General features: G+C 69.1%; 23 protein-coding genes and 2 pseudogenes. 15 read left to right on the top strand and 10 right to left on the bottom strand.

Annotated features, from left to right (window positions below):
• Window positions 1-58 precede the first annotated feature (58 nt).
• From OG390_RS01490 to OG390_RS01470, 5 genes and pseudogenes are all read left to right on the top strand, one after another.
• Window positions 59-247: pseudogene (locus OG390_RS01490) on the top strand (phosphopantetheine-binding protein); the annotation flags it as partial.
• A 514-nt stretch (window positions 248-761) separates the two neighbouring features.
• Window positions 762-1,148, top strand: coding sequence for a hypothetical protein (locus OG390_RS01485; RefSeq protein ID WP_406178335.1), 387 nt, complete (start codon window positions 762-764; stop codon window positions 1,146-1,148).
• Between the two features lie 413 nt (window positions 1,149-1,561).
• Entirely contained in the window at window positions 1,562-2,245 is a 684-nt protein-coding gene (locus OG390_RS01480) for an ISAs1 family transposase (RefSeq protein ID WP_406164616.1), read from the top strand.
• On the top strand, window positions 2,242-2,421 hold the full coding sequence (locus tag OG390_RS01475; protein ID WP_406164615.1) for a hypothetical protein: 180 nt from the start codon (window positions 2,242-2,244) through the stop codon (window positions 2,419-2,421). Before OG390_RS01480 ends, OG390_RS01475 begins: the two co-directional genes overlap by 4 nt.
• Window positions 2,422-2,767: 346 nt before the next feature.
• Window positions 2,768-3,508, top strand: a complete 741-nt coding sequence (locus tag OG390_RS01470; RefSeq protein ID WP_406164614.1) for a hypothetical protein — start codon at window positions 2,768-2,770, stop codon at window positions 3,506-3,508.
• Between the two features lie 713 nt (window positions 3,509-4,221).
• Here the strand turns inward: OG390_RS01470 and OG390_RS01465 are convergent.
• Window positions 4,222-6,675: a SpoIIE family protein phosphatase gene (locus tag OG390_RS01465; protein ID WP_406164560.1), complete on the bottom strand. Its 2,454-nt coding sequence runs from the start codon at window positions 6,673-6,675 to the stop codon at window positions 4,222-4,224.
• Between the two features lie 590 nt (window positions 6,676-7,265).
• Here OG390_RS01465 and OG390_RS01460 point away from each other — a divergent pair.
• The 3 genes from OG390_RS01460 to OG390_RS01450 all read left to right on the top strand — a co-directional run bounded on the left by OG390_RS01460 (window position 7,266) and on the right by OG390_RS01450 (window position 8,238).
• Window positions 7,266-7,496, top strand: a complete 231-nt coding sequence (locus tag OG390_RS01460; RefSeq protein WP_406164559.1) for a response regulator transcription factor — start codon at window positions 7,266-7,268, stop codon at window positions 7,494-7,496.
• Window positions 7,497-7,542: 46 nt separating this feature from the next.
• Window positions 7,543-7,689, top strand: a complete 147-nt coding sequence (locus OG390_RS01455; RefSeq protein WP_406164613.1) for a hypothetical protein — start codon at window positions 7,543-7,545, stop codon at window positions 7,687-7,689.
• 297 nt (window positions 7,690-7,986) lie between these two features.
• Window positions 7,987-8,238 carry a transposase gene (locus OG390_RS01450; RefSeq protein WP_406177444.1) on the top strand — a complete coding sequence of 84 codons (252 nt, stop codon included), beginning with the start codon at window positions 7,987-7,989 and terminating at the stop codon, window positions 8,236-8,238.
• 76 nt (window positions 8,239-8,314) lie between these two features.
• On the opposite strand, the gene OG390_RS01445 is transcribed toward OG390_RS01450, so the two are convergent.
• The 4 genes and pseudogenes from OG390_RS01445 to OG390_RS01430 all read right to left on the bottom strand — a co-directional run bounded on the left by OG390_RS01445 (window position 8,315) and on the right by OG390_RS01430 (window position 11,546).
• Window positions 8,315-8,788 carry a hypothetical protein gene (locus tag OG390_RS01445; RefSeq protein WP_406164612.1) on the bottom strand — a complete coding sequence of 158 codons (474 nt, stop codon included), beginning with the start codon at window positions 8,786-8,788 and terminating at the stop codon, window positions 8,315-8,317.
• Between the two features lie 802 nt (window positions 8,789-9,590).
• Window positions 9,591-9,731, bottom strand: a pseudogene (locus tag OG390_RS01440) (ISNCY family transposase); the annotation flags it as partial.
• A 118-nt stretch (window positions 9,732-9,849) separates the two neighbouring features.
• Window positions 9,850-10,479 (bottom strand): hypothetical protein, encoded by a 630-nt coding sequence (locus OG390_RS01435; protein ID WP_406164611.1) that lies wholly within the window; start codon window positions 10,477-10,479, stop codon window positions 9,850-9,852.
• A 473-nt stretch (window positions 10,480-10,952) separates the two neighbouring features.
• Entirely contained in the window at window positions 10,953-11,546 is a 594-nt protein-coding gene (locus OG390_RS01430; RefSeq protein WP_406164610.1) for a TetR/AcrR family transcriptional regulator, read from the bottom strand.
• Window positions 11,547-11,641: 95 nt separating this feature from the next.
• Here OG390_RS01430 and OG390_RS01425 point away from each other — a divergent pair, with 95 nt between their 5' ends.
• Window positions 11,642-12,697, top strand: coding sequence for an alpha/beta hydrolase (locus tag OG390_RS01425; RefSeq protein WP_406164609.1), 1,056 nt, complete (start codon window positions 11,642-11,644; stop codon window positions 12,695-12,697).
• A 365-nt stretch (window positions 12,698-13,062) separates the two neighbouring features.
• On the top strand, window positions 13,063-14,961 hold the full coding sequence (locus tag OG390_RS01420; RefSeq protein ID WP_406164608.1) for a glycoside hydrolase family 15 protein: 1,899 nt from the start codon (window positions 13,063-13,065) through the stop codon (window positions 14,959-14,961).
• A 506-nt stretch (window positions 14,962-15,467) separates the two neighbouring features.
• Here OG390_RS01420 and OG390_RS01415 read toward each other — a convergent pair.
• Both OG390_RS01415 and OG390_RS01410 read right to left on the bottom strand, forming a co-directional pair.
• A complete protein-coding gene (locus OG390_RS01415; protein ID WP_406164607.1) occupies window positions 15,468-16,127 on the bottom strand; it encodes a response regulator in 660 nt (219 codons plus the stop codon).
• Entirely contained in the window at window positions 16,124-17,311 is a 1,188-nt protein-coding gene (locus OG390_RS01410; protein WP_406164606.1) for a sensor histidine kinase, read from the bottom strand. The genes OG390_RS01415 and OG390_RS01410 overlap by 4 nt, the downstream gene beginning before the upstream one ends.
• 209 nt (window positions 17,312-17,520) lie before the next feature.
• Between OG390_RS01410 and OG390_RS01405 the strand changes: the two genes are divergently transcribed.
• Together OG390_RS01405 and OG390_RS01400 are read left to right on the top strand one after the other, a co-directional pair.
• A complete protein-coding gene (locus OG390_RS01405; protein WP_406164605.1) occupies window positions 17,521-18,120 on the top strand; it encodes a DUF308 domain-containing protein in 600 nt (199 codons plus the stop codon).
• Window positions 18,117-18,548, top strand: coding sequence for an aldo/keto reductase (locus OG390_RS01400; protein WP_406164604.1), 432 nt, complete (start codon window positions 18,117-18,119; stop codon window positions 18,546-18,548). The genes OG390_RS01405 and OG390_RS01400 overlap by 4 nt, the downstream gene beginning before the upstream one ends.
• Before the next feature lie 327 nt (window positions 18,549-18,875).
• Here the strand turns inward: OG390_RS01400 and OG390_RS01395 are convergent, their stop codons facing one another.
• Window positions 18,876-19,328 (bottom strand): VOC family protein, encoded by a 453-nt coding sequence (locus OG390_RS01395; protein WP_406164603.1) that lies wholly within the window; start codon window positions 19,326-19,328, stop codon window positions 18,876-18,878.
• 121 nt (window positions 19,329-19,449) lie between these two features.
• A complete protein-coding gene (gene sigJ, locus OG390_RS01390) occupies window positions 19,450-20,382 on the bottom strand; it encodes an RNA polymerase sigma factor SigJ (RefSeq protein WP_406164602.1) in 933 nt (310 codons plus the stop codon).
• Window positions 20,383-20,589: 207 nt separating this feature from the next.
• Here sigJ and OG390_RS01385 point away from each other — a divergent pair, with 207 nt between their 5' ends.
• The 3 genes from OG390_RS01385 (at window position 20,590) to OG390_RS01375 (ending at window position 23,046) form a co-directional block, all read left to right on the top strand.
• The gene (locus tag OG390_RS01385) at window positions 20,590-21,168 is read left to right on the top strand and encodes an NADPH-dependent FMN reductase (protein ID WP_406164601.1); all 579 of its coding nucleotides are present in this window, start codon (window positions 20,590-20,592) and stop codon (window positions 21,166-21,168) included.
• Window positions 21,169-21,221: 53 nt separating this feature from the next.
• A complete protein-coding gene (locus OG390_RS01380) occupies window positions 21,222-22,067 on the top strand; it encodes a nuclear transport factor 2 family protein (RefSeq protein WP_406164600.1) in 846 nt (281 codons plus the stop codon).
• A gap of 505 nt (window positions 22,068-22,572) precedes the next feature.
• Complete coding sequence (locus tag OG390_RS01375) at window positions 22,573-23,046, top strand: carboxymuconolactone decarboxylase family protein (protein WP_406164599.1); 474 nt, start codon at window positions 22,573-22,575, stop codon at window positions 23,044-23,046.
• Window positions 23,047-23,259: 213 nt separating this feature from the next.
• Here OG390_RS01375 and OG390_RS01370 read toward each other — a convergent pair whose 3' ends face one another.
• The gene (locus tag OG390_RS01370; protein ID WP_406177443.1) at window positions 23,260-23,793 is read right to left on the bottom strand and encodes a dihydrofolate reductase family protein; all 534 of its coding nucleotides are present in this window, start codon (window positions 23,791-23,793) and stop codon (window positions 23,260-23,262) included.
• Window positions 23,794-24,101: the final 308 nt, after the last annotated feature.

Below are 24,101 nucleotides of genomic sequence, written 5' to 3'. Positions count from 1 at the left end.
GGACGGGACGTTCCCCGGGTGTCAGACAGCAGACCGGCCTGACAGGAGGCGAAGGCACATGTACTCCAACACCACCGGCGTAGGCACGAGCAGTGCAGCGGCTGCCACCGAGATGCAGATGGCCGAGGTGCTGGCCAGCGTCCTGCGTATCGAGCGGGTGCCGGTGGACGGTGACTTCTTCACGGATCTGGGTGCTGATTCGCTGGTGATGGCCCAGTTCTGTGCGCGAGTGCGGAAGCGTGATGATCTGCCGACGGTGTCGATGAAGGACATCTACCGGTGCCCGACGATCGGGAGCCTGGCCACCGGGATCACGAAGGCTCCCGCCGCTGTCCTCCGGTCCCCGGCACCCTCGCATGCCGCCTCACAGACCGCCAAGCCCGCCCCTGCGGCGAGCGACGCCCGATCCGGCGCAGCGGTCACGCCCCAGTGCGGCCCATGGCAGCACGCGCTGTGCGGGACGGCCCAGCTATTTATCTTCCTCGTCTTCTCCTCCCTCGGCGCCACGATTGCCGTGCTTGGCTACGAGTGGACCCTGGAAGGCTCGGGGACGGCCGACGTCTACCTGAGGGCGGTCCTGTTCAGTGCGGCGCTCTTCATCGGCGCTTGCGCGTTGCCCATCGCGGTCAAGTGGATACTCATCGGCCACTTCACCCCCCCGCAGGATCCCCCTGTGGAGCCCCGCCTACCTGCGCTTCTGGTGCGTCAAGACCCTCATCCGCACCAGTCCGATACGTCTGTTCACCGGTTCACCGCTGTACGTGCTGTACCTCAGAGCGCTCGGCGCGCACATCGGAAAGGGCGTCACCATCCTCTCCCGCGCCGTCCCCGTCTGCACCGACCTCCTGTCCATCGGCGACGGCACGGTCGTCCGCAAGGACGTGCTGCTGTCCTGCTACCGGGCGCACGACGGCTGGACCGAGACGGGTCCCGTCACCCTCGGCGCCGATGTGACCGTCGGCGTGCAGGCCGTCGTCGACATCGACACGTCGATGGGCGACCACAGTCAGCTGGGCCACGCCTCCTCCCTGCACTCCGGGCAGGCGATTCCGGCCGGAGAGTCGTGGCACCAGCCTGAGCTTGTTTGGCGAAGGCCATGGAAGGCGATCTTGGACCTGGAGCGGTCGCCGAAGAACCTCACGGCGTAAGGGGCGTGGAATGGTCGGAGGGTTGTCCTGGGAACTGGACAGAGCCTCCTCGGCCCCGGGTATTTCGGCCCGGGAAGCGTGGCCTTCCTATAACCGGCAGAACCGGGAAATGGCGGGTTGTCGAGAGGCAGTCGGAGGGGGTCGTAGTAGTGACGATCGGCGGGACAGCACAACCCGCTGGGAGCGAAGGGCCCCTGCTTCATCGATGCGATTCGCAACCAGGGAGGGGCCCGGATGAGTGCCGTTTCGGCTGGTTCCATCCGCCGGGAGGAAGGCACCGCGCGACCGGGTGGCCGTTTTCTGGATAAGGTCCGAGCCTTGCAGCGGCGTCCGTCCTGGAGCGCCTTGTCGTACGGCCCGATCCGCTGTCCCCGAAGCGGTGCCTGCCAGCGGAGGCGACGGTGCGGCGGCGGATGGGCCGCATCGACGGCAACGCGTTGGACCGGGCGGTGGGCTGCTTGCTGGCCGACCGGCGCGCTGGGGCCGACGGTCAGCTGCACGCCGTGGCGGTCGACGGCAAGACCCTGCGCGGAGCGGCCAGGGCCACGGGCCGCAAGATGCATCTGCTCGCCGCCTGCGCCCACCTCTCCGGCCTGGTCCTGGCCCAACTCGACGTAGGCGAGAAGACCCACGAGATCACCTGCCTCCAGCCTCTGCTGGATACCCTCGCCGACCTGGCGGGCGTGGTTGTGACCAGCGGCGCCATGCACACCCAGCGCGGGCACGCCAGCTACCTGCTCGGCCGAGGCGCGCACTACATCGTGACCGTGAAAGGGAACCAGAAGAAGTTCCACAAGCAGCTCAAGTCCCTTCCCTGGAAGCAGATCCCGCTGCTGGGCCGCACCCGCGACACCGGCCACGGCCGAGGCGAGATCCGTCGCATCAAGGTGTGCACGGTGAACAGCCTGCTCTTTCCCGGCGCCCGCCAGGCCGTCCAGCCCAAGCGCCGCCGAGTGGACCGCAAGACCGGCAAGGTCAGCATCAAGACCGCCTACGCGGTCACCAGCCTCACTGCGGAACAGGCCACACCCGCCGAGCTCGCCCGGCTGATCCGCAGCACTGGAAGATCGAAGCCCTGCACCACGTCCGAGACGTGACGTTCCCCCAGAACGCCTCCCATCTGCGAACCGATTCCGCACCCCGCGCCATGGCGAACTGGCGCAACCTCGCCATCGACGCCCTTCGCCTCGCCGGGAAGAGCAGCATCGCTGCCGGCCTCCGGCACAACGCCCGCGACGCCAGCCGACCGCTCGCCCTCCTCGGACTCACATGATCACGAAACGGAGGTCACGCGACTACGCCGAAGGCCTGGGGAGGCGGGCGCTTCTTCGTTCCCGCTTGTGCGCTGCCCCGGCAGCCGTGCGCGATCGCGCGGCCGGGTGTCCGTGCGGTCTATCGGCATCGTCTTTATATGTCAAGTCCCGAAATTGAGGGGCGTGACGGGATTTTCTTGCCGGGCCTTAATTGAGGCATGGGTTCACGCAGATCAGGTGGCCCATCCGCATCGTCCGGTAAAGGCCTGGCGATGTGTGGTGCGGGACGTGTATCCCGCCGAATGGCCCGTGAATCGGCAGGGCCGTTCGATACCCTTCACCATTTCTCACCGGAGGAGAAACCCCATGACTTCCCCCAATAGGACCCGACGTCTCCTGATGCTGGCCGCCTCGACCGCTCTGGCTGCGGGAGGTGTGATGCTGCCCGCCACCGGCGCCTTCGCTGCAGCCCCGACGGCGACGCCGCACATGGCCATAGCCCATCACGCCCACCAGGGCAACGGGAACGGCAACGGCAACGGGAACGGGAACGGGAACGGCAACGGGAACGGCAACGGGAACGGGAACGGGAACGGCAACGGGAACGGGAACGGCAACGGGAACGGGAACGGGAACGGCAACGGGAACGGGAACGGCAACGGGAACGGGAACGGGAACGGCAACGGGAACGGGAACGGCAACGGGAACGGGAACGGGAACGGGAACGGGAACGGGAACGGGAACGGGAACGGGAACGGGAACGGGAACGGGAACGGGAACGGGAACGGGAACGGGAACGGGAACGGGAACGGGAACGGCAACGGCAACGGCAACGGCAACGGCAACGGCAACGGGAACGGCAACGGCAACGGCAACGGCAACGGCAACGGCAACGGCAACGGCAACGGCAACGGGAACGGCAACGGCAACGGGAACGGGAACGGGAACGGCAACGGGAACGGGAACGGCAACGGGAACGGCAACGGGAACGGCAACGGGAACGGGAACGGCAACGGCAACGGGAACGGCAACGGCAACGGGAACGGCAACGGCAACGGCAACGGGAACGGCAACGGCAACGGCAACGGGAACGGCAATGGCAACTAGGGTCTGACGGAAAATATTGAGGACCGCGTCTCTGGCTGGGTGGCATGTTCTTGCCGCCCGGCCATTGACGTATGTCTGCGGGCACGTGAGACAGGCTGTTGTGCGTGGCCCTCAGGGCGAAGTGGTGGGAGAGTCTTCGGCGCGGTGTTTCGTGCGGGGGATGGGGAATCAGGGGTGATTGGCGTGGGTGGAATCATTCCGCCCGGCCGGCAGGGGGGCCGTGCCTTCGATCCGGCCGCGGTCGTCCGTGCCGCCGTCTTCGGCCCGGCCGGGGATCCTTCCCGGCGCCGGGGCGAGGTCGCGCTACCCGTCGCCTGCTGGCTCTCACCGGCGTGCCCCCTTGTGCCGTACCCCCTGCTGGGTGCTGGGTGCTGGGTGCTGGGTGCTGGGTGCAGGTCGCGGGGCGGGCGGGGGCGGCGGTGCGGGGGGTCTGGCGGCTGCCCTTGGCTGTTGGGTGGTGAAGGCCGGCGGAGCTGGGCGGGCTCGGGTCGGTGGGAGGCGGCACCCCACCGGCCCGGTCCCGGCCCGGTCCCGTTCCCGGTCCTGGTGCTGGTGTTGGTCCCGGCCTGGTGCTGGTTTTGGTTTTGGTCTGGGAGTCGGGGGCCGGGTCGTGGGGGGGGATGGTCTGCAGGGTGTGCGGGCGTGTGTCGTTGTGCAGGGGGGACCGTTTGGGCTTGGCAGGGGGCGGCGCTCTGCGTGGGTGGTGTTTGTTTTTAGTTTGTGGTGAGGGTTTGTTCGGCCCAGACGGTTTTGCCGGTGGGGGCGGGGCGGGTGCCCCAGCGGTGGGCGAGTTGGCCGACGAGGAGGAGGCCGCGTCCGCCTTCGTCGTAGGTGCGGGCGCGTCGCATGTGGGGGGCGGTGTTGCTGGAGTCGAAGACTTCGCTGATGAGGGTGTTGTTTTCGTGGATGAGTCTGAGCTGGATGGGTGGGCGGCCGTAGCGGATGGCGTTGGTGACCAGTTCGCTGACGACGAGTTCGGTGATGAAGGCGGCGTCGTCGAGTCCCCAGGTGGTGAGTTGGGTGGTGGCGTATTGGCGTGCCTGGGCGACGATGGCGGGGTCGAAGGCGAGGTTCCAGGCGGCGACGCGGTCGGTGTCGAGGGCGCGGGTGCGGGCGATGAGCAGGGCGATGTCGTCGTCGGGGCGGTGGGTGAGCATGGAGGTGAGGATTCGGTCGCAGACGGTGTCGAGGGTTTGGGCGGGGCGGGCGAGGGCGGCGAACATTTTGTCCAGGGCGTCGTCGATGTCGTGGTCGCGGGCTTCGAGGAGGCCGTCGGTGTAGAGGACGAGGATGCTGTGTTCGGGCAGTTGGGTGTCGAATGTTTCGAAGGGCAGGCCGCCCAGGCCGAGCGGGGGGCCGGCGGGGACGTCGAGGAAGGAGACGGTGCCGTCGGGGGTGACCAGGGCGGGCGGGGGGTGGCCGGCGCGGGCGAGGGTGCAGTGGCGGGAGATGGGGTCGTAGACCGCGTACAGGCAGGTGGTGCCGATGCCTCCGGCGGTTTCGGTGCTGTCGCTTGTGCCGCTGCTTTCTTCGGCGGACAGGTGCAGGACGAGGTCGTCGAGGTGGGTGAGGAGTTCGTCGGGTGGCAGGTCGACGTCGGCCAGGGTGCGGACCGCGGTGCGGACCCGGCCCATGGTGGCCGAGGCGCGGATGCCGTGGCCGACGACGTCGCCGACGACCAGGGCGACGCGTGCGCCGGACAGCGGGATCACGTCGAACCAGTCGCCGCCGACGCCGGCCTGGGTGCCGGCGGGCAGGTAGCGGGTGGCGATGTCCAGGGCTTTTTGGTCGGGCAGGGTCTGCGGGAGCAGGCTGCGCTGCAGGGTCATGGTGGTGGTGTGCTGGCGGGGGGTGTGGCGGGCGGTGTGGATGCTGACGGCGGCTCTGGCGGTGAGTTCCTCGGCCAGCCACAGGTCGTCGGTCTCGAAGGGTTCGGGGCGCTGGTGGCGGGCGAACAGGGCGACGCCGAGGGTGGTGCCGGCGGCGCGCATCGGCACCACCAGTACCGAGTGGGTGCCGCTCGCGCGGATCCAGGCGGCCTGGGGGTCCGTGGCCGCCCACCGCACGAGGGCGGGATCGCTCCCCTCGTACAGGGCGCCGTGGCCCTGGGCCAGGCACTGGGCCACCGGGGAGTCTTCCGGGTAGCGGGACTGCTCTGGTGCCGCGGGCGGGGAGGGCGAGCTGTTGCCGGGCAGTGAGCGCACCGCGGTGCGGCTCATGGTCAAGGGTCCCGGCCCGGCGGGCACCGGGCCGCCGTGGTGGGGGGCGTCCAGCAGGTCGACGGCGGCGAAGTCCGCGAGGCCGGGGACGGCGACGTCGGCCAGTTCCTGTGCGGTGCGCCGGAGGTCGGAGGTGGTGCCGATGCGGGTCGAGGCGTCGTTGAGCAGCAGCATCCGCTGGCGGGCGAGGTGCTCCTGCAGCGTGTGGTGGGCCGCCAGGCACACCGTGCGCACCCGGCCGTCGGAGTCTTTCAGCGGGGCCAGCGAGGTCGACCAGCCGTGCTCCGCGCTGATGCCGGTGGGGCGGATGCAGGCCTCCATGTGCTGCGGCTCGCCGCTTTCCAGCGCCCGGCGCATCTTCGCTTCGGCCTCCTGGCTCACGGCATGCGGCGCGATGTCGACCAGGCGCAGCCCGTGCATCTGCTCCTCGCTCAGCGACAGCGCGTGCTCCATGCCGGCATTCGCCCGCACCAGCCGCAGGTCCGTATCGAAGACCGCCAGGATGCAGGGAGACTGACGGAACACCCGCTCGCTCAGCGTCTGGTCCCCGGCCGTGCGCGGTGCGCCCGCCACGGCGGACACCACCAGCCACTCGGCGACCGCCCCGCCGGCCCCGCCGGCCCCGCCGGGGCTCTGGCGGTGCGCGAGCAGGGGCCGTTGCAGCACACGGCCGTCCCGGTGGCGCAGCGCCACGGTGCCGCTGAGCCGCCGGCGCCCGGCCGCATCCCGACACACCGCCTCGCCCACGTCACCGGCGTCACCGGCGAGCAGACGCGCGGCCCGCTGCCCCACGATCTGCGAGGACGTATAGCCCAGCAGCCGCCGCGCCCCCTCACTCCACCCCGTCACGATGCCCTGCTCATCGACCCTGGCGGTGGCCGTCAAGGCCGAGCCGGGCACGGCGTTTGCCTGCGCCTGCTCACCGAAAGGGGTGGGAAGTCGCTCCATCGCCGCTCATCTCGCCCTTCGGGAACCTGCACGGCCGGGGCCCTCCACACAAGCATGATCCCGCCCGGCACCGAGCACCAACCCGGCGCCGTCACACCGCCCCCCCCGCCCCGGTCCCCGTCCTCCTGTCCCGGGCCCGGGGCAGCATATGACCGAAGTGCGGCCCGCCTCCCGGGCCCGGGGCAGGAGCGGGGACACCGGGGCGATGCGGCGCCCCGCAGCGCTCTGCCCGCGCCCCGGGGGGCCGGTGACCTCCCGCCCGGGCCACGCACCGCACGCGGCCCGGGAGGCAGTCCTGCCGGCGGTGAAGGCCGCTTTCGTTGCGCAGGCACGAAGACGGTCGGGCAGAAGGGCGGCAGGGGGAGGGGACGGGGAGCATCTCCGCAGCCGGTACGGCTCGTGCCGGTGAGCGCGCGTCCGGCGTGGGCGCGGATGTGGCCTGTGACACGCCTGTGACAGTCGGCGGACACCGTCATGACGTCGCCCCGGCAGTCTTTTCGAAACGGACAAATCCCCGCAATCGGGCATTTGTTCTCTGCTTCCGAGGGTGTGAGCAGTGATGACCGAGACGATCCGTCGGAGGAAATCCCATGAGCCTCACCCTCACCGCACCGCAGACCCAGGCCCCCGCACCTGCGCTGGCCCCGCGTGAACGGGAGACGCTGCGCCATATCGCCGCCGGGCGCACCTACCTGCAGGCAGCCCGCCAGATGGGACTTTCCAAGCACACCGTCGACGCCTACCTCCGCCGTATCCGGGCCAAGCTCAACATCAACAGCACCGCCGAACTCACCCGGCTGGCCATCTCCCTGGGCCTGTGAGGGCCCGCCCGCCGCCGACGGAGCAGCGTTCGCCGGCCCGCGATGCGTGATCGGCGACGCGCAGGCGCGGCGCGCCGAGGCCGAGGTCCTGGAGATCCACTGCCCCGGCAGACTCGACAAGATCCAGGACAAGCTCCAGATGATGTCGGCATCGATGCGCTGTGCCCTGGTCCCGGCGTGGCTGTGTGCTTGAGCGCGGGCTCTGGACCACTTCTTGTGGTCGCGCACACAGCGTGACTATTGATCTCTGGGTGCTGCGGGTTGAGGTCGCCCGAAAATCGCCCGGCCGCAATCCGGTGGGGGCGACAGTGCTGCACCGTGCAAACCCCAGCCGCTCGGACCCCGGCCGCCATCGGCCCGCGCCGTGACCCGCTGGCTCCTGACTCACCCGGACGCCCTGATCGGGAGCGACCGGGTCCAGCTCAAGGCCGCGCCGGCCGGCTGCCCCGAGCTGGACGCCATCGTCAAGCACGTGCGGACCTTCGCCCACATGGTTACGGAGCTGCACGGTGACCGACTGCCGGAGTGGATCGAATCAGCCAGAACCGCTGCCGGCCTGCCCAGTCTCAGCCGGTTCGCCCAACACCTCGAACGCGACCTTGACGCCGTCGCCGCCAGCCGGACCCTGCCCTGGAACTCCGGTGTCGTGGAAGGTCATGTCGACCGCATCAAGATGCTCAAGCGCCAGATGTTCGGCCGCGCAGGCTTCGAACTCCTCCGCACACGTGTCCTGTTGACGTGAGCGAGCGTCACCACGCCATAGAACCGGACCAGAGCCCGAAGACCAATTACTGAGCCACGGAGCATGAGTCGGCGCGTCACTGATCATCGAGGGATGCCTGCCGGGCAAGGAACTCCTCGAACGCCGCCTTCTGCTTCGGGTCCATGAAACCTTGGCGGACATTGCGGGCCTTCTCCTGGAGCCAGTGCGCCTCGTCGGGGTCCAGTAGCTCGGCGACCACCACGCCGTTGCGAGCAACCGCCGTGCGCCCTCCCGCGCGACGACGAAAAAGCGTGAACGTGCCGAATTTTGCTGGGTGGGCCAGTTCCGGCTCCTGCGCCGCAGCCCGGTTCTCTTCCCCCGCGTCACTCGTCGGGTAGGAGGTGGGGGCCCAATGCTCCCAGAACGCCAGCGTGGCCGCGGGCACGAGCACCGCGCGTTCCGCCTCTTCACGCCCCTCCCACAGGAACGTGACAGTGACGGGCTCGCCGACCGCCTCGGCCAACCCGAGCACCCTGTCCATCTCATCGTTGATCGGGTAACCCACCACTGCATCGATCTCAAAGCCCATGGTGCGTGAGGCTACTGGCCGCTTCCGACATGCCCGGCCCACAACTCCTGCGCCGTCGAGTACGGCGCACCAGGTGGACCGCCCGAAACCGGTGATCTCACCGGCTGAGCGCCTGTCCGAGACAATACTGCGGCGGAGAGCAACCGCTCCGCACAATTGGGGCCAGAGCCTGAGCGCGGGAGTCGTTTCGACGTGATTGAGGAAGTCGCCGGCCGGCCGGCTTTGCGCTGTGGGTTTGGCTTGACGTCACCCAGGAGCTTCCGGCGGGCCAAGGAGTGTGTTTCTGCCGCTGGCGACGCCGAAGACGCCCTTGACGGGACAGGCCAGGCCGCCAGTGGGGCCCGGACGGCTCAGTACCAACGGCTCAGTACTAAGCGCCCACGAGACGTCGCGTCCGCGTCCCGTCCTGGATTGTGCTCCTGTGCCTCGCTGTCGCTGTCCTGGCGACGTCGGGCTGGTACGCGACCCGTCCGGTGCGGCCGCACTGCGTGGTTGCCGTAAGTACCCTCACCGACGGCAACGAAGACATGCTGTCCAGTGCGGACGGGAAGCAATTGCCCCTTGAGGAGCGCGTCGAGCTGGCCTATTGGTATGCGGTCGGTGCGGGCCACTGCAAGCCGCCGGAATCTCGCTGGCGCCAGTGGCTCGGCTGAGCGTCCGTGCAGCCGGCCACCCGCTGCGGCAGCCCGCGTGGTCTGCCGAAGCTGCCCGGTGACATCCATTCACAGCGAAATTGATCACGCAGACGGGCAGCAGGTGACTCCCCGGCTTATGTCGCAATGACGTCCACGGGAGGTGACACGGCCACCCGGCGCGGCGGTGGTCTCGCCACGGTGGCGATCTCGCCGGTGAGCCGGTCGATCTCGCCCGGCGCCTGGCCGGTTCGGCGGCGCAGCGTGCGTGAGATGTCCTTCAATCGGCGGCCTGCTGACCGGCTGCGGTCCGCGCGGCACGGTGCGTGGGATGTGTGGCCGCGGCGGTTCAAGTAGGCGGGCGGACATGTGCTGCGCCACGCCACGCCCCCCTTTTTTCGGGCTGGTTCGGCTCGGTGTGGGTGGAGCTCATTGCAGGTCGGCCGGACCGTGGTGGGCCCGGGTGTACCGCTGAGCCGTGCGGACTCGATACGGGCGGATGAGCGGGTGGAAGAGCGGGTGGATGAGCGGGTGGATGAGGGGGCGGATGAGCGGGGTGATGAGGAAGGACATCATCAGCGCCCCCGCGAAGGAGACGAGAGCCCAGCCCCATCGCCCGTCGTCCAGCAGGGCGAGCCCGGCCCATGCCACGGCGGCGCCCATGGTGAACGGATACCAGCTCACCTCACCTGCGGGTTTGTGCCTGCCCTGGGGCAGCGCACGCACCTGGCCGGCGCGCTGGAGGGCCGGCGCCTGCGGCTGCGGATCGGTGACCGCGCGCCCTGTTGCGCCGGCCCGGCCCGGCTTGCGGCGCTCCCGCCATGCCGGCCGCGCCGCGCGTTCGGGCCACTTGCCTTGTCTGCTCGCTGCCCAGGTCTGTGCCAGGGTCCGTCGCTGGAGGAGGAACACGGCGAGTTCACAGCCCGCGGGGAGCGCCAGCGCGCGTGCCGACGGCGGCAGCGAGCCCTTGGAGAGCGTCACGATCGCCGTGAAGACCAGGGCGAACAGGCCGAGGCGGAGCAGGGCTGTCCGGTAGAACGCAGACGTTGATGCAGACATGGGATCTCCACTGATGTCGGGGGCCGGCGGCGCGCCGCAGAAGGCCCCGCCGCAGCTGTTCACACCACGGGGTCGGGTTCACCGGCGCGGTGACCACCAGGGTGTCCGGCCCCGGCAGGTGCGCAGGAGTCCCGTGCTTTCGTGGCTTGACGAACAACCGCAGAGCCGGCCGGCCGCTGCTGCCGGGGCGGACACACCTCGCCGCCCCCCGGGGGCTGCCCGGGCAGGCTCGACGGCGTCGCACATCCGTTAAGGCGCCGGGCGGCCGCAACCCTCACTGAGGTGGGTCCTGCCGCGGCGGCCGGCCTGCGGGGGCGGCCCGCACGTCGAGCAGGGCCCGGGAGCGAGTGAAAGGAAGCCGGATCCCACCGACTGAGCCGGCCGGCGAGGACGGCTCGGCCGTCGTCGCCGAACCGCTGGCGCCGACGCAGGAACTTTGGACTCGTGGCCGGCGGCGCGGGCCGCGGCGGCTTTCAGGGCTGGTGGGGCTGGAGTCCTTGCAGCAGCAGGTCGATGAGCTGGTCGGGGTAGTGGTCGTCGAGCGGTTCGCGGGTCATCAGCGCGTGGAAGTGCACGGGTGCGATGAGTGTTTCGAGGACCAGCCGGGGGGCGAAGACGGTGGTCAGTTCGCCGCGTGCGGCGGCGCGGTCGATGATGGCGCGGACCGTGTCGAGCCGGGCCTGCCAGAACTCGGCCCGGGACTGTGCGATCTCCGGGCTGTCGTCGGTGGTCGCCATGGCGCGTACCAGTGCGGCACCAAGGGGTGAGGCCGTCATGTGTGCCACTGCCCGGGCGAAGGCGCTCAGGTCCTGGCGCAGGGATCCGGTGTCGGGCACGGGCAGTGTCTGCTCGCTGTGCGCGAGCAGTGCCGCGACGATCAGGCCCTCGCGGGTCTTCCAGCGCCGGTAGATCGAGGTCTCGTGGACGCCGGCGCGGGCTGCGACGCCTGCGACGCTCACGCTCTCGATGCCTTCTTCGGCGAGTGCGGCCACGGTCGCGTCCAGAACTGCCTGGCGCACGCGCGCGGAGCGGCCGCCGGTGCGCCGCCGGGTATCGGAGGTGTTCACCCGCCCACAGTAACGCAGGTTTCTCGCGTTAAGCGTGATACGGTGCTGTTAACGCAGAATTCCTGCATTAAGAATTGGTGAGCGGAGGAGCCGCCATGGCATACGAGTGGAAGGTCGACCCTCAGGACCTGTTCGAGGAGCGGGCTCCGCAGATGGTGAGCATGGGCCTGCCGTCCCAGGACGTCATAGCGGTGCGTGCCGCGGTCACCGAGATGTGGCCCGACCGGCCGGGCGGCTGGGTGTACGAGTGGTCGCAGCTCGCGGCCCGGTATGCCGAAAGCGGGCAGCACCGGCCGGCCGTGCTCGCCTACGGCTACGCGAAGTTCCCCTCGCTGGCCGACGACGCCAAGCGCACCGCCCACCAGCGGCAGCTGGAGCAGTACCTGCTGGCCGCTGCGGGTTACCGCGTAGCCTTCGAACGCCAGACCCTGGACATCCCCTGCCAGGGCGCGATCACGCCCGTGCCCGTGCACCTGCTCATCCCGCCCGCCTGGACGGCCGATGCTCCGGTGCTGCTCGCCAGCGGCGGCGTGGACACCTGGAAAATGGACATCCACGGCATCTGCGAGGACCTGGCGCTGCGGACCGGCCTGCGCGTGGTGGCCTTCGACATCCCCGGCACCGGCGAGTCCACCACGCCCATGACCGCCGACGGTGGCGCGGACATCGTCCGTGCCCTCATCGGCAAGGCCCGTCACCTGGGCAACGGGCACGTCATCCACCTGGGCATCTCGATGGGCGGGCACTTCTCGGCCCGCTCCGGCCTGGTCGGCGACGCCGACGCCGCGATCAACATCGGCGGCCCCGTCGCCACCGCCTTCGCCCCCGGCCGGGGCTTCGCCCACGGCATGAGCGGCATCATCGGCAACGCCCTCGGCTTCGACCAGGAACCCACCGAAGCCGAACTGGGGAACGCCTTCACGCCGTTCTCGCTGCAGCCCCTGCTCGATGACGACAAGAACGCACCCATGCTGGTCGTCAACGGCGCCGACGACGTCCATGTACCGCGGGAGGACACCCTGGTCTTCAACGGCCGCCGGGACACCGAGGTGCACCTGCTCCCCGGCACCGGACACTGCGCCATGTCCAAGTGGCCCGAAGTCGCCACTCTCATCGTCGAGTGGATCGGCCGTCGCCAGGAGAGGGAGTAAGCAGCACGCGATTCCCGCTTCCTTGGCCCTGGGGCGATGTCTGCGCCCATGGCCCGACGCCGTTGTTCCCAAGCCGCCCCCCGGCACGGCACACGTTTCCCACGACACCCGGCCCCTGCGCAGCAGCCCCCGGCCGCCCGAGACAGCAGACCCATGCTTCACGGGCCCTGCCCGCACGAGCCCCGCCACCACGAGACCAACGGCGCGTGCTTGCGCCGGGCTGCGCTGAGGGGGCCCGTGCACCCGCCCGCCCCACACCGCCTTTGAGGCCCCGCTCCCGCAGGTCCAGCACCCCGCCGACTCGTTAGCCTTAAGAGGACCCGCACAACGGGGGGCGGCTCGGGCACCAGCCCAGGGAGGCCGACATGGCTGAAACACCCACTGAGGCCACAGCGGACGACACCGCAGGCGGCGCCCGCAGCAGTAGTCCCCAAAGCCCCTGGAGCGCCGGCAGCACGCCCCGCTACCTGCCGATCGCCGAGCACGGCCTGATCGGCGACCTGCGCAGCGCGGCCCTGGTCGCCAGCAACGGCACCATCGACTGGTACTGCTGTCCGCGTTTCGACGCCCCGAGCGTGTTCGCCTCGATCCTGGACGCGGACCGCGGCGGGTCCTTCGAACTCGCCGCGGACGTTGCGGCGCGCACCAAGCAGTTCTACTTCCCCGACACCAACGTGCTCATCACCCGCTTCTTCGCCGACGACGGGGTCGGCGAGATCCAGGACTTCATGCCGGTCGTCGACGACTCACGCGAGGCCGACCGGCACCGCCTGATCCGCCGGGTGGTGTGTGTCCGCGGCGCGCTGCCCTTCCGCGCCCGCATCGCCCCCCGCTTCGAGTACGGGACCGTGCCGCACACCGTGCACGCCCAGGGCGGCCAGGCCCTGTTCGTCTCGCCCCACCTCAAGCTCGCCCTGACCTCCACGGCGCCGATCGAGGTCACCGGAGGGGACGTGTGGTCGCTGTTCAAGCTGCACGAGGGCGAGTCCGCGGTGTTCACCATCGACCGCGTCGGCGGGGAGGTGGCACCCCGCTTCTGCGCGGTGGCCGAGGCCGAGCGGGAATTCAACGCCACCGTGGCCTACTGGCGGCGCTGGCTGTCCCAGTCCCGCTACCGCGGCCGCTGGCGGGAGATGGTGCACCGCTCCGCCCTCACCCTCAAGCTGCTCACCTACGCCCCGACCGGCGCCATCATCGCCGCGCCGACCACCAGCCTGCCCGAGCAGATCGGCGGCGAGCGCAACTGGGACTACCGCTATGTGTGGATCCGCGACGCCGCGTTTTGCGTGTATGCGATGCTCCGCCTCGGCTTCGCCGACGAGGCCGAGGCCTTCATGGGCTTTCTGTCCGAGTGCGTGTGCCTGGAGGCGTCGCAGGCCCCCGGCGACAGCGGTCCGCTGCAGATCATGTACGGCATCGACGGCCGCCGCGAGCTGCCCGAGCGTGAACTGCCCCATTTCGAGGGCTACCGCGGCTCGGCACCGGTCCGCGTCGGCAATGCCGCCGTCGGCCAGCTCCAGCTGGACATCTACGGCGCGCTCGTCGACTCCCTCTACCTGTACGACAAGTGGGGCAGGCCGCTGTCCAGCGCGCACTGGGACTCCATCAGCGCGCTCGTCGACTGGGTGTGCGAGAACTGGGACCAGCCCGACGAGGGAGTGTGGGAGACCCGCGGGGGACGCAAGACCTTCCTGTACTCGCGGCTGATGTGCTGGGTGGCGATCGAACGCGCCATGCGGCTGGCCCGGCACCGCGGCCTGCCCGCCGACCTGGTCCGCTGGGGCAGCGCCCGCGACGGCATCTACCGGCGCATCATGGCGCGCGGCTGGTCCGCTGAGCGCCGCGCATTCGTGCAGTACGAGGACAGCGACATCCTGGACGCCTCCCTGCTGATGATGCCGCTGGCGAAGTTCATCTCCCCGACCGACCCGAAGTGGCTGGCCACCCTGGACGCGCTGGGCCAGGACCTGGTGTCCGACTCACTGGTCTACCGCTACGACCCCCAGGCCAGCCCCGACGGCCTCAAGGGCGAGGAAGGCACCTTCTCCATCTGCTCGTTCTGGTACGTCGAAGCCCTCACCCGCGCCGGCCGCCTGGACGAGGCCCGCCTGGCCTTCGAGAAAATGCTCACCTACGCCAACCACCTGGGCCTGTACGCGGAGGAGATCGGCCGCACCGGCGAACAGCACGGCAATTTCCCCCAGGCCTTCACCCACCTCGCCCTGATCAGCGCGGCCTTCAACCTCGACCGCATGCTCGGCTAGACAGGGCCGCCCGGATCACCCATCGCCGGGCGGACCGCAGGAGGAGGCCCTGTTCTCGGATAACTACGGCGAACGGACATGTAGCACTGCGTGATGCTCGGGGCTGGACCCAGCGCGAGGGTCAGCGGTACAGCAAATGGCGGTAGCAGCCGTTCCGCTTCCTGGGCGAATGAGTCCGATACCCGGGCCGGTGTGCGAGCTTGAAGAGACGGCGCTCAAGATCATGTTGTGACGCAAGACCTGAACACCCTTTTGACCGCGCTGTACGTGAAGATCGACGACGAGATCGGAGGGACCCGGTGGATGGGACGGCCGCCGCCGATGACCGACTCCGAGCTCGTCTGCGTTGCCGTGGTGCAAGCCCTGCTCCGCAGATACAGGTCCAGGTACGCCGCTCGCGCAGCGCGACGGCGAGGTCTTCCTGGTACGCGCCCACGCTGTCCCGCCCACCGGACTGCTCGGCATCGCCGCGGCGGTCACCTGTTTCGGGGTTCTGCTCGGCAGGCTCAGGGGTAGAGGCCGGCCCGGAAGGTGAACGAGACGAGTTGCGCTCGATCACGTGCGCCGACCTTCGTCATGGCCCGCACCGCATGCGTCTTCACGGTGAACGGCGACACGGACATCTGGGCCGCGATCTCGTCGTTGCCGAGACCGCTTGCAACGAGAACGACCACGTCCCGCTCCCTGGGTGTCAGAGCGCCGAAGCGTCGTAGCAGTTCCTGGTCGATCACCGCGGGCGGACTGTCGGTCATGTGACCGATGAGCGCGGCCGTCGCGGCGGCCGACAGCGCACCGCCACCGCCAACGACCTCGGTGATTCCGGCGACGAGTTCAGCAGGGCTCACGGTCTTGCTCAGGAAACCGTTGGCGCCCGCGCGCAGGGCGGCGAGAACGACGTCGTCCTGGTCGAAAGTGGTCAGCACGATCACCTTCGTCTTTTCGGGTGGATGCTCTTCGCGGATCCGGCGGGTGGCTTCGACACCGTCGATGCCGGGCATCCGGATGTCCATCAGGACCAGGTCGACGGGGTGGTCCCGGAGGAAGGGGACGACCTGGAGTCCATCGGAGAGATCACCCGCGACAACGAGACTCGGGTCGAGCCGAAGCATCGCCCGGATTCCGGCCCTTATGTCGTCCTGGTCGTCGACGATCAGAATCCGCGTCATCGGACGACGGCTCCCAGGGGGCTGAACTCCGCATGGACCCGGAATCGCCCGTCGTGACTGTCGATCGTCAGCCGCCCACTGGAGGACTCGACGCGTTCGCGCATCCCCACCAGTCCGAGTCCGCTGCCTGAGTCGGAGCCGCGGGGTGAGTGACCGACGCGGTTCTCCACGGTGACGCAGATCCTGCCGTCGCGCTCGCGCACATCCACCGTTGCCGTCCCCTCTCCATGTCGGTAGGCATTCGTGAGTGCTTCTTGAACGACCCGGTAGACCGTCACGCCGACGCTGGGCTCCACGAAACCGGCAGGGATGTCGATGGAGGGTCGGATGTCGAGGCCGATGCTTTCGAAAGAGGCGACAAGTCCTTCCAGGCCACTGAGCGCCGGGGTCGGCCGGAGCGCCTCGCCGTCGTCGGAGACGTCGTCCCCGAGGCGGAGGAGCACGAGGATGCGTTGCGTTTCGGCGACGACGGTGCGGGCGCTGGACCTGGCTGATACGAGGGCCTGCCGGGAAGACTCGGCGTGTTCGGGCAGCCCGATTTCCGCTGCACCGAGGTGCAAGCTCAGCATCGCGACCTGGTGGCCGATGACGTCGTGGAGGTCTCGGGCGATGCGGAGTCGTTCTTCGGTCACTCGTCGGGTGGCTTCGATCTCGCGGGTAGCGATGGCGCTTTCGGCTCGTTCCTCCAAGGTCCACCAGTGGTCTCGATGGATGCGGAGCGCGGCCCCTGTCGCACCTCCTGCCATGGCTGAGAAGAGGGCGGCGGCTCCCACTACCGCACCGCCACGGAATCCTCCCACCGTCATGAACGCCCCCAGGAAGAACGCCGCCACGATGCCGGTTCCGGCCAGCGGCTGCTTCCCCCTGAGGGTGACCGAGAACAGCACGAGCACCGCCATCATCCACACCGACAAGGGGTCGTGGCCCACCGCTGTGACGGCGAAGGACGCCGCGCTCGTCACGACCAGTCCTGCCCACGGCTTCCACCATGACAGGGCGACACCGCCGCCGGCGAGGAGCACGGACAGGGCCGTCGGCCAGTCCGACCCTCTCAGTAGCACTGCCACGATCTGACCGGTGAACACCAGCGCGGCCACGGAATAGGCGACTCGGTGCAGCACCTCGGGGCGGCGGACCCACAGCGGTGCCGCGGGCCCGTCCTGACTGTTCTGCGCCTTGACCATGAGCTGATTCTCGTTCACCTGTGCGGCGGCCGTGTACTTCGAACGATGTACACGGCGAAGCTGCTGCGGTCGATGGAGACGGCAGAAATCATTCCATCGAAGTGGATGGCAGAACTACTTCGTTCGAAGTACACGGCCCCTGCCGAGGCCACTGAGACTCGTCATCGAGGCGACCGTCTCACACCGTCACGATCACAACGGGACACCCGATGACTCAGACCACCGTAACTTCGACAACTTCGACCACGGCCACGACGACGCCCTCCGGGCTCCGATCGCTCTACCTGATCCGAGTCGTCTTCTCCCTGATCTGGGTGGCACTCGTCTTCACGACCTCCGCCTCGCTCGTGTCGACGGACAGGACCACAGTGATCGCGGCCGTGCTACTCATCGTCTACCCCCTGTGGGACGCCATCGCCACGCTCCTCGAGCGTCGCCTGGCCGGCACCGGGTCCACGAAGCGCGTCAGTACCATCAACATGGGTCTCGGCCTCGCCACCACAGCCGGAATGATCATCGCCGTCTTCTCCACCATCGGGACGGCCCTTCTCGTGTTCGGCGTCTGGGCCTTCCTTTCCGGAGCCATCCAGCTCGTCGTAGCGATCCGACGCCGGCGCACCGTCGGCGCCCAGTGGCCCATGGCCATCAGCGGCGGACAGTCCGTCCTCGCCGGTGCCACCGTCGCTGCCACGTCCGCCTCGGCGACGAGCAGCCTGTCCACCGTCGCCGGATACTCGGCCTTCGGTGCCTTCTGGTTCCTTGTCTCCGTCATCGCCCTGAGCATCCGCAGCCGACGCGAAAAGCGTTGACCACCGCCGTTGGAGCCACCGCCTCTCCCGGAGGCGCGGCGTCTTCACCACAAGTACGACCACCTGAGGAGAGACATGACCATCGACATTCAGCTGAGCAACGGAATCACGATGCCCGCCAGAGCCCACCGGACAAAACCACCGCCGCGGTCGCGGCCGCGCTCCACACCGGCTACTGGCAGATCGACACCGCGGGCGCGTACTTCAACGAGAAGCCGGTCGGCGAAGGGGGACGCCGCTCGGGCCCTGACCGCAGCGAAGTGTTCATCGAGGCCAAGGTCTGGGTGCCCGACTTCGGCAGAAGAGACCCTCCAGGATCACCGCCCAGGGCGGGGCGACGGAAAGGGCCTGTTCCAGGTTCGGATCATGTTGGTCGGAGGCTGCGGATCCAGATCATGGCGCCGCGTAGGTGGAGTCCGGCGAGGTAGCTGGTGGGGGTCTGGTCGTAGCGGGTGGCCGGCCCTCTCCTTGATCTCGTTGATGCAGCGTTCGACGCAGAAGGAGGGAAACCCGTGAACTGGTCGAGGACCAGCGTCGCGATCCCTTACAAGCGGCGACTCCACCATCTGGCACTGGTCCTGGGGGCGCTGGAGGGACAAACGATGTCGCCCGACCGGTTCGAGGTCATCGTCGGGGCCGAGGAGTACTGCCAGGACCTCGTCTCGGTCTGTCAGGCAGTCAGCCACCGCCCGGAGTCGGGCTCGTCAAACTACGCGGGAGAGCCCCTCAGAAACGTGCCGCCGGCACCACAGCGTTCAGCCTGCGGTGAGGCCGGAGAATGCTTCGGTCGTGAGCTCCTGGAGCTCGGTGAGCGGGACGTCGCGGAGATGCTGCGTGAGCCCCCACCGATGACCGAAGGGGTCGAGCAGCTGACCTTCTCGCTCGCCCCAGAAGGTGTCGCTCAACGGGCGAATCACGGTGGCCCCGGCACCGACGGCCCGCTGCCAGGTGTCATCGACATCGTCGACATGCAGGTAGATGGCACCGTAGGTGCCGCCGAAGTGCTGCGGCCCGAAGGACTCCATCTCAGGGAACTCGTCGGCCAGCATCAGGGTGAGCGTCCCGATGCGGACCTGGACGTGGATCAGCCGGCCGCCGGGTACCACCAGCCTGGTGAGCTCCGTGGCTCCGAAGGCCTGTTGGTACCAGGCGGATGCCTCGTCCGTGCCGCGCGCGGTCAGGTGCAGGGTGTGGGAGTTGAACGACATCGGTGCTTCCTTTCTGAGATCTGGGTGCGGCCGGTTCGAGCACGGCATCAAAGCGCGCCGACGGCCCGACCGATCGACGGCCTTGCAGCGGGAGTTGTCAGGCTCGAGGTCGACGCGCGCCTCAGCTGCCCCATGACTGCAGCTTGTCCGGGTTGCGAATCGCCCAGATACGTCGGATGTGGGACTCGTCGATGTCGAACGCGTACACGGTCAGCACCTCACTGCCGTTCACCGCGACGAGGCCCGGTTGGCCATTGACGGTCCGCTCAAGGAGGTCGAGTCGGCGGGCGAGACCCGCCAGGTGTACCAGGAACTCCGCAACACGGAGGTGGCCCTGGACCGGCACCGGCGAGGCCATCGCGCGACCGCCACCGTCGGCGATGGCGACGACTGACGGGTCGAGGAGTCGTACCAGGGCATCAACGTCCTTGGCCTGCCAGGCCTGCCGGAACTCACCGACGATGGCAGAACGCCGCCGCGTCCCTGCACCGCGGGTGCGGGCAGCAGCCACTCGTCGACGACCCGACGAGGCGAGTTCGCGGCAGGCACCCGGCGTGCGGCCGACGATCTCTGCGACCTCGTTGAACGGCACCCGGAACACATCGTGCAGCATGAAGGCGACGCGCTCGGCCGGCGTCATCGAGTCGAGCACGACCAGGAACGCCATCTCGACGGACTCGTCCAACGTGATGTGGTCGGCGGGATCTCTCGCCGTCGATCCGTGGGAGAGCGCGCTCCACTCGGCCCGCGCCGGCAATGGCTCTGGAATCCACTCACCGACGTACCGCTCTCGGCGCATACGCGCCGAACGGAGCTGGTCCATGCAGATCCGGCTCGCGACGGTGGTCAGCCAGGCTGCGGGATTGGCGATAGCGGCCCGGCGCTCGACAGGTTGCGCGAACCAACGGGCGTACGCCTCCTGGACGGCATCCTCCGCCTCGGTCAGCGAGCCGAGCAGCCGGTAGGCGAGATTGGCGAGGTTGCGCCGCTCCGACATGAGCGGCTCGTCCTCAGGACGCGCCGGAGCGTCTTCGTTTCCGCCTGTGATGTCCATTCGGTCAGCGCCTTTCGCTCGCCACGTACGAATCCTTCCGCGAGATACGACGGATCAGGACCCGCCGACGTCAGCGGGCGACAACGGAGGCCCGTCTCCTGACGATCGAGGCCACTACCGCGTCGGTGTGGGTGTTGGCACAGCGGCCGACCACAACGGCGACCGCGTGCCCGTGGTTCGCCCCAATTCGCGACAGGAGAACGCATCATGACCAAGATCGGCATCATCATCGGCAGCACGCGTCCGGGAAGGCTCGGCGCGCAGGTCGCCGGGTGGGTCCACGAAGTCTCGGCGCAGAGGTCTGACGCCCAGTTCGAGCTCGTCGATCTCGCCGAGTTCCGACTTCCGCTCTTCGACCAGGCGGTTCCACCCGCCATGGGCGGAACCGGAGGCCCCGAGACGCAGGCCTGGGTGCGCGCGATCGATACGCTCGACGGATTCGTGTTCGTCACGCCGGAGTACAACCACCAGCTCCCCGGCGCACTCAAGAACGCCATCGACTTCGTCTGCGCCGGCTGGGCGAACAAGGCCGCCGGGATCGTCTCCTACGGCGTCGCCGGCGGCGCCGGGGCCGCGGCCCAGTTGCGGCAGATGTGCGGTCTGCTCGGGCTCGCCGACGTGCCGGCCCAGGTCTCCCTTCACCTGGCCACGGACTTCGAGAACTTCACGGTGTTCGCTCCGAGTGAGTCCAGGGCACGCTCGCTGGAGGAATTGCTCGACCGTGTCGTCGCCTGGACCGCGGCACTCGAGCCCATGCGAAGTGCCCGCGCGGCGTCCATCGCCTGAGTCTGCCTTCTCTGAGGGACAACCGATTGAGACCAGAAGGGAGACGATCGATCATGCCTCATCTCACCGTCCACGCTCTCGAGCCTCAGATCACCGGGCACGAGAACGACCTCATCGCCCGACTCACGGACGCGGTCACCTCCGTCTACGGAGAGTGGGCTCGCAACCTCGTGGTCGTACAGCTCGCGGGACTCACGGTCGGCCGCTGGGCCGTCGGCGGGGTTGCGCGCCATGAGGTAGCGCCGACCGTGACGTTCACCATCCGGGAGAAGGCGCTCACCCGGGCCGACGGTCCGCAGATCGCGGCCCGGCTCGTCGCAGCAGTGACAGACGCAGTCGCAATGGCGCTCGGCGAGCAACACCGCGGCGGGATCGTCGTCGACCTGGTCGCCACACGCGACGATCGCACCGCCGTCGGCGGCCGTCTCGTGAGCGAGACGGTGATGAGTGAACCGGACGAGCTGAGGGACCGCGTCGAGATCGAGGCGCTCCGCGCGGAGTTCACGGACGCGGCGATGATGAATGACCACGATCGACTTGCCTCACTCTTCATGCCAGACGGCGTTGTCCGAATTCCGGACGCCGGCATCGAGGCCGCCGGCCGCGACGGCATTCGGGGTCTCGGGCAGCAACGTGAGGCCAGCTTCGAGGTCTTCGCCCAGACGACCCACCCCGGGGCCATCTCCCTCTCCGGAGACACCGCGACCGGCCGCGCCTATCTCTCCGAAGTCATCCGTATTCGTGGTGGCGCCTCGCACCTCAATCACGCGATCTACCACGATCGCTACCAGCGCACCCCAGACGGCTGGCGATTCGCTGAACGCGCGTATGAGATTCGTTATCTGGACTCGACGCCACTCGCCGGGAGTCCTGGTGGATCCGTCGCGGATCACGGATAGTCGCATTCCGTGCAGGGCTCGTCGCTGAGGGGTTGAGCGGCGAGGACCCGCTCCAGGTCCCGCTCAACCTTTCGCAGCATGTCGACACGACTCCCCCAAGAGCTCCTCAGTCGACCGAACGTGTAGATCTTGACAATGACAGCGACTTGTCAATGCTGTCGCCGAGGACCCGCTCCCACAGCAGCCCGTCCCGCCAGCTCCCGTCGAGAAAGATCGAGGAGTGCGCGACGTCGTAGGGGCTGAATCCGCGGATCCGTTCGCCGTAGCTATACGAGAACAGGGCCGAAGCGCCGCACGCGCGAGCCGGCCCCCATGAGACGCCGCCGATGGTGAGGAGCGGGACAACGCCCGGGCAGCGGCCCCCAACACCCCCCAACGCGGCCCGAGGCGGCCCCTTGCGCCGGTGCCGGCGGGGGAGAGACACGTCACATCCGGTCCTGTCACATCCTGCCGAGCTGCAGCGTCAAAGAGGTGTAACCACCCGCAACGACACAGGAGTCCAGCCATGGATGCTCGCTTGAACCTCTTCGGCAGCCCGCTCGCCGCCAAATTCCTCAGGCACATCAACTCGGCGGGCAAGGCGATCGCGGACTCGTCCCTGCCGGCCGCGACCCAGGAACTGGTCAAGCTCCGCGCCAGCCAGATCAACGGCTGCGGCTTCTGCACCGACATGCACACCAAGGACGCCGCGCACGCCGGGGAGACCTCGCAGCGCCTCAACCTGGTCGCCGCCTGGCGGGAGGCCACGGTGTTCACCGACGCCGAGCGCGCGGCCCTGGAGCTGACGGAGCAGGGCACCCGCATCGCCGACGCCGCGGGCGGGGTCAGCGACGAGGCGTGGGCGAACGCCACCAAGCACTACGACGAGGAACAGCTCGCCGCGCTGGTGTCGATCATCGCCCTCATCAACGCCTACAACCGCATGAACGTCATCGTCCAGCAGCCCGCCGGCGACTACCAGCCCGGCCAGTTCGGATAACGAGGAGCATCCGGGCCGGACCAGGACGTGTGGTGCCGTCTTCCACCGGCGCCGGCACTCGCCCCGGCCCCCTCGCCGCAGGCCCGGCGCGTGGTGCCGGCACGCCCGGCGCTCCCACTGGACCGGATGGGCCGGCCCGGGCGAGTTCGTGTGGATCACCGGGCGGAACTACAGGAGGATGCCTGCGCCGCGGTGCGCACAGGCCCACGCTCCTCAGTCCGCAGGGGCGGTCCTTGCATACCGTGCTAGGACGGCGGCGCCGGCCCGCTCGGCGGACCGGCACCGAAGGAGGGCGGGCGGGGCGCCGGCGGGGAAGAGCCGCTCGCCGGTGCCCAGGACGGTGGGGAAGATCAGGAGCCGGTACTCGTCGATCAGGTCCTTCGCCATCAGTGTGTGCACCACGCTCAGACTGCCCGTGATGATCACGTCCCGGTGTTCGTGCGTGACCGCGTCGACGAGAACGCCGTCGATGACCCGCGAGTTCGCCCACGCCGAGGTGTTTGTCAGGGTGTGGGAGCCGACCAGTTTCGGCACGGCGTTCATCCGCACGGAAAACGGGTCATCGCGTTTCGGCCACAGCCGGGAGAAGAGCTGCCAGGTCCTGCGCCCCAGCAGCAGGACCCCGGCGTCCAGCGTGCTGCCGAGCTGGAACTTGTCCCCGGCGACCGTCTCGGGGCCGTGCCGAAACGCCCAGCCGCCGGCCGGGGTGGAATCCGATCCGTCCGGATCGGACACGATTCCGTCCAGGGTTCGAAGTCCACCGGCCCATCATGCCGTTTGTACGGCGGCTGCCACGGCCCGCGACGAGATCTTTTCGCGGGCGGTCCCGGATCGCCCGCGGGCACCGGGCCCGCACGGCACTCGCACGCCCGGCTCACGGCGCGGGGCTTGCGGCTCGGTTCGGGCGCAGCATGGTGCCGGCCGCGCGACGGCACGCGGCCGGCTGTGACGCAGGTCCTGTCACCGCGCGGGCGCCCGCCCGTACCGTTGCCCGCCACACCCGCACCCCTCTCCCGGGGCGTGGGTAAGCGCCCCCCGCGGCCGGATCGTGCACC

The organism is Streptomyces sp. NBC_00996 (genome assembly GCF_045162675.1).
GTDB lineage: Bacteria > Actinomycetota > Actinomycetes > Streptomycetales > Streptomycetaceae > Streptomyces.
Note: the sequence above shows the minus strand (reverse complement) of the source record. Positions and strands in the feature narration are given on the sequence as shown.

Coding starts and splice junctions, on each gene's coding strand:
- OG390_RS01480 (WP_406164616.1), top strand. CDS start 1,562: ATGGGCCGCATCGACGGCAACGCGTTGGACCGGGCGGTGGGCTGCTTG.
- OG390_RS01470 (WP_406164614.1), top strand. CDS start 2,768: ATGACTTCCCCCAATAGGACCCGACGTCTCCTGATGCTGGCCGCCTCG.
- OG390_RS01465 (WP_406164560.1), bottom strand. CDS start 6,675: ATGGAGCGACTTCCCACCCCTTTCGGTGAGCAGGCGCAGGCAAACGCC.
- OG390_RS01460 (WP_406164559.1), top strand. CDS start 7,266: ATGAGCCTCACCCTCACCGCACCGCAGACCCAGGCCCCCGCACCTGCG.
- OG390_RS01450 (WP_406177444.1), top strand. CDS start 7,987: ATGGTTACGGAGCTGCACGGTGACCGACTGCCGGAGTGGATCGAATCA.
- OG390_RS01445 (WP_406164612.1), bottom strand. CDS start 8,788: ATGGGCTTTGAGATCGATGCAGTGGTGGGTTACCCGATCAACGATGAG.
- OG390_RS01435 (WP_406164611.1), bottom strand. CDS start 10,479: ATGTCTGCATCAACGTCTGCGTTCTACCGGACAGCCCTGCTCCGCCTC.
- OG390_RS01425 (WP_406164609.1), top strand. CDS start 11,642: ATGGCATACGAGTGGAAGGTCGACCCTCAGGACCTGTTCGAGGAGCGG.
- OG390_RS01420 (WP_406164608.1), top strand. CDS start 13,063: ATGGCTGAAACACCCACTGAGGCCACAGCGGACGACACCGCAGGCGGC.
- OG390_RS01415 (WP_406164607.1), bottom strand. CDS start 16,127: ATGACGCGGATTCTGATCGTCGACGACCAGGACGACATAAGGGCCGGA.
- OG390_RS01410 (WP_406164606.1), bottom strand. CDS start 17,311: ATGGTCAAGGCGCAGAACAGTCAGGACGGGCCCGCGGCACCGCTGTGG.
- OG390_RS01405 (WP_406164605.1), top strand. CDS start 17,521: ATGACTCAGACCACCGTAACTTCGACAACTTCGACCACGGCCACGACG.
- OG390_RS01395 (WP_406164603.1), bottom strand. CDS start 19,328: ATGTCGTTCAACTCCCACACCCTGCACCTGACCGCGCGCGGCACGGAC.
- sigJ (WP_406164602.1), bottom strand. CDS start 20,382: ATGGACATCACAGGCGGAAACGAAGACGCTCCGGCGCGTCCTGAGGAC.
- OG390_RS01385 (WP_406164601.1), top strand. CDS start 20,590: ATGACCAAGATCGGCATCATCATCGGCAGCACGCGTCCGGGAAGGCTC.
- OG390_RS01380 (WP_406164600.1), top strand. CDS start 21,222: ATGCCTCATCTCACCGTCCACGCTCTCGAGCCTCAGATCACCGGGCAC.
- OG390_RS01375 (WP_406164599.1), top strand. CDS start 22,573: ATGGATGCTCGCTTGAACCTCTTCGGCAGCCCGCTCGCCGCCAAATTC.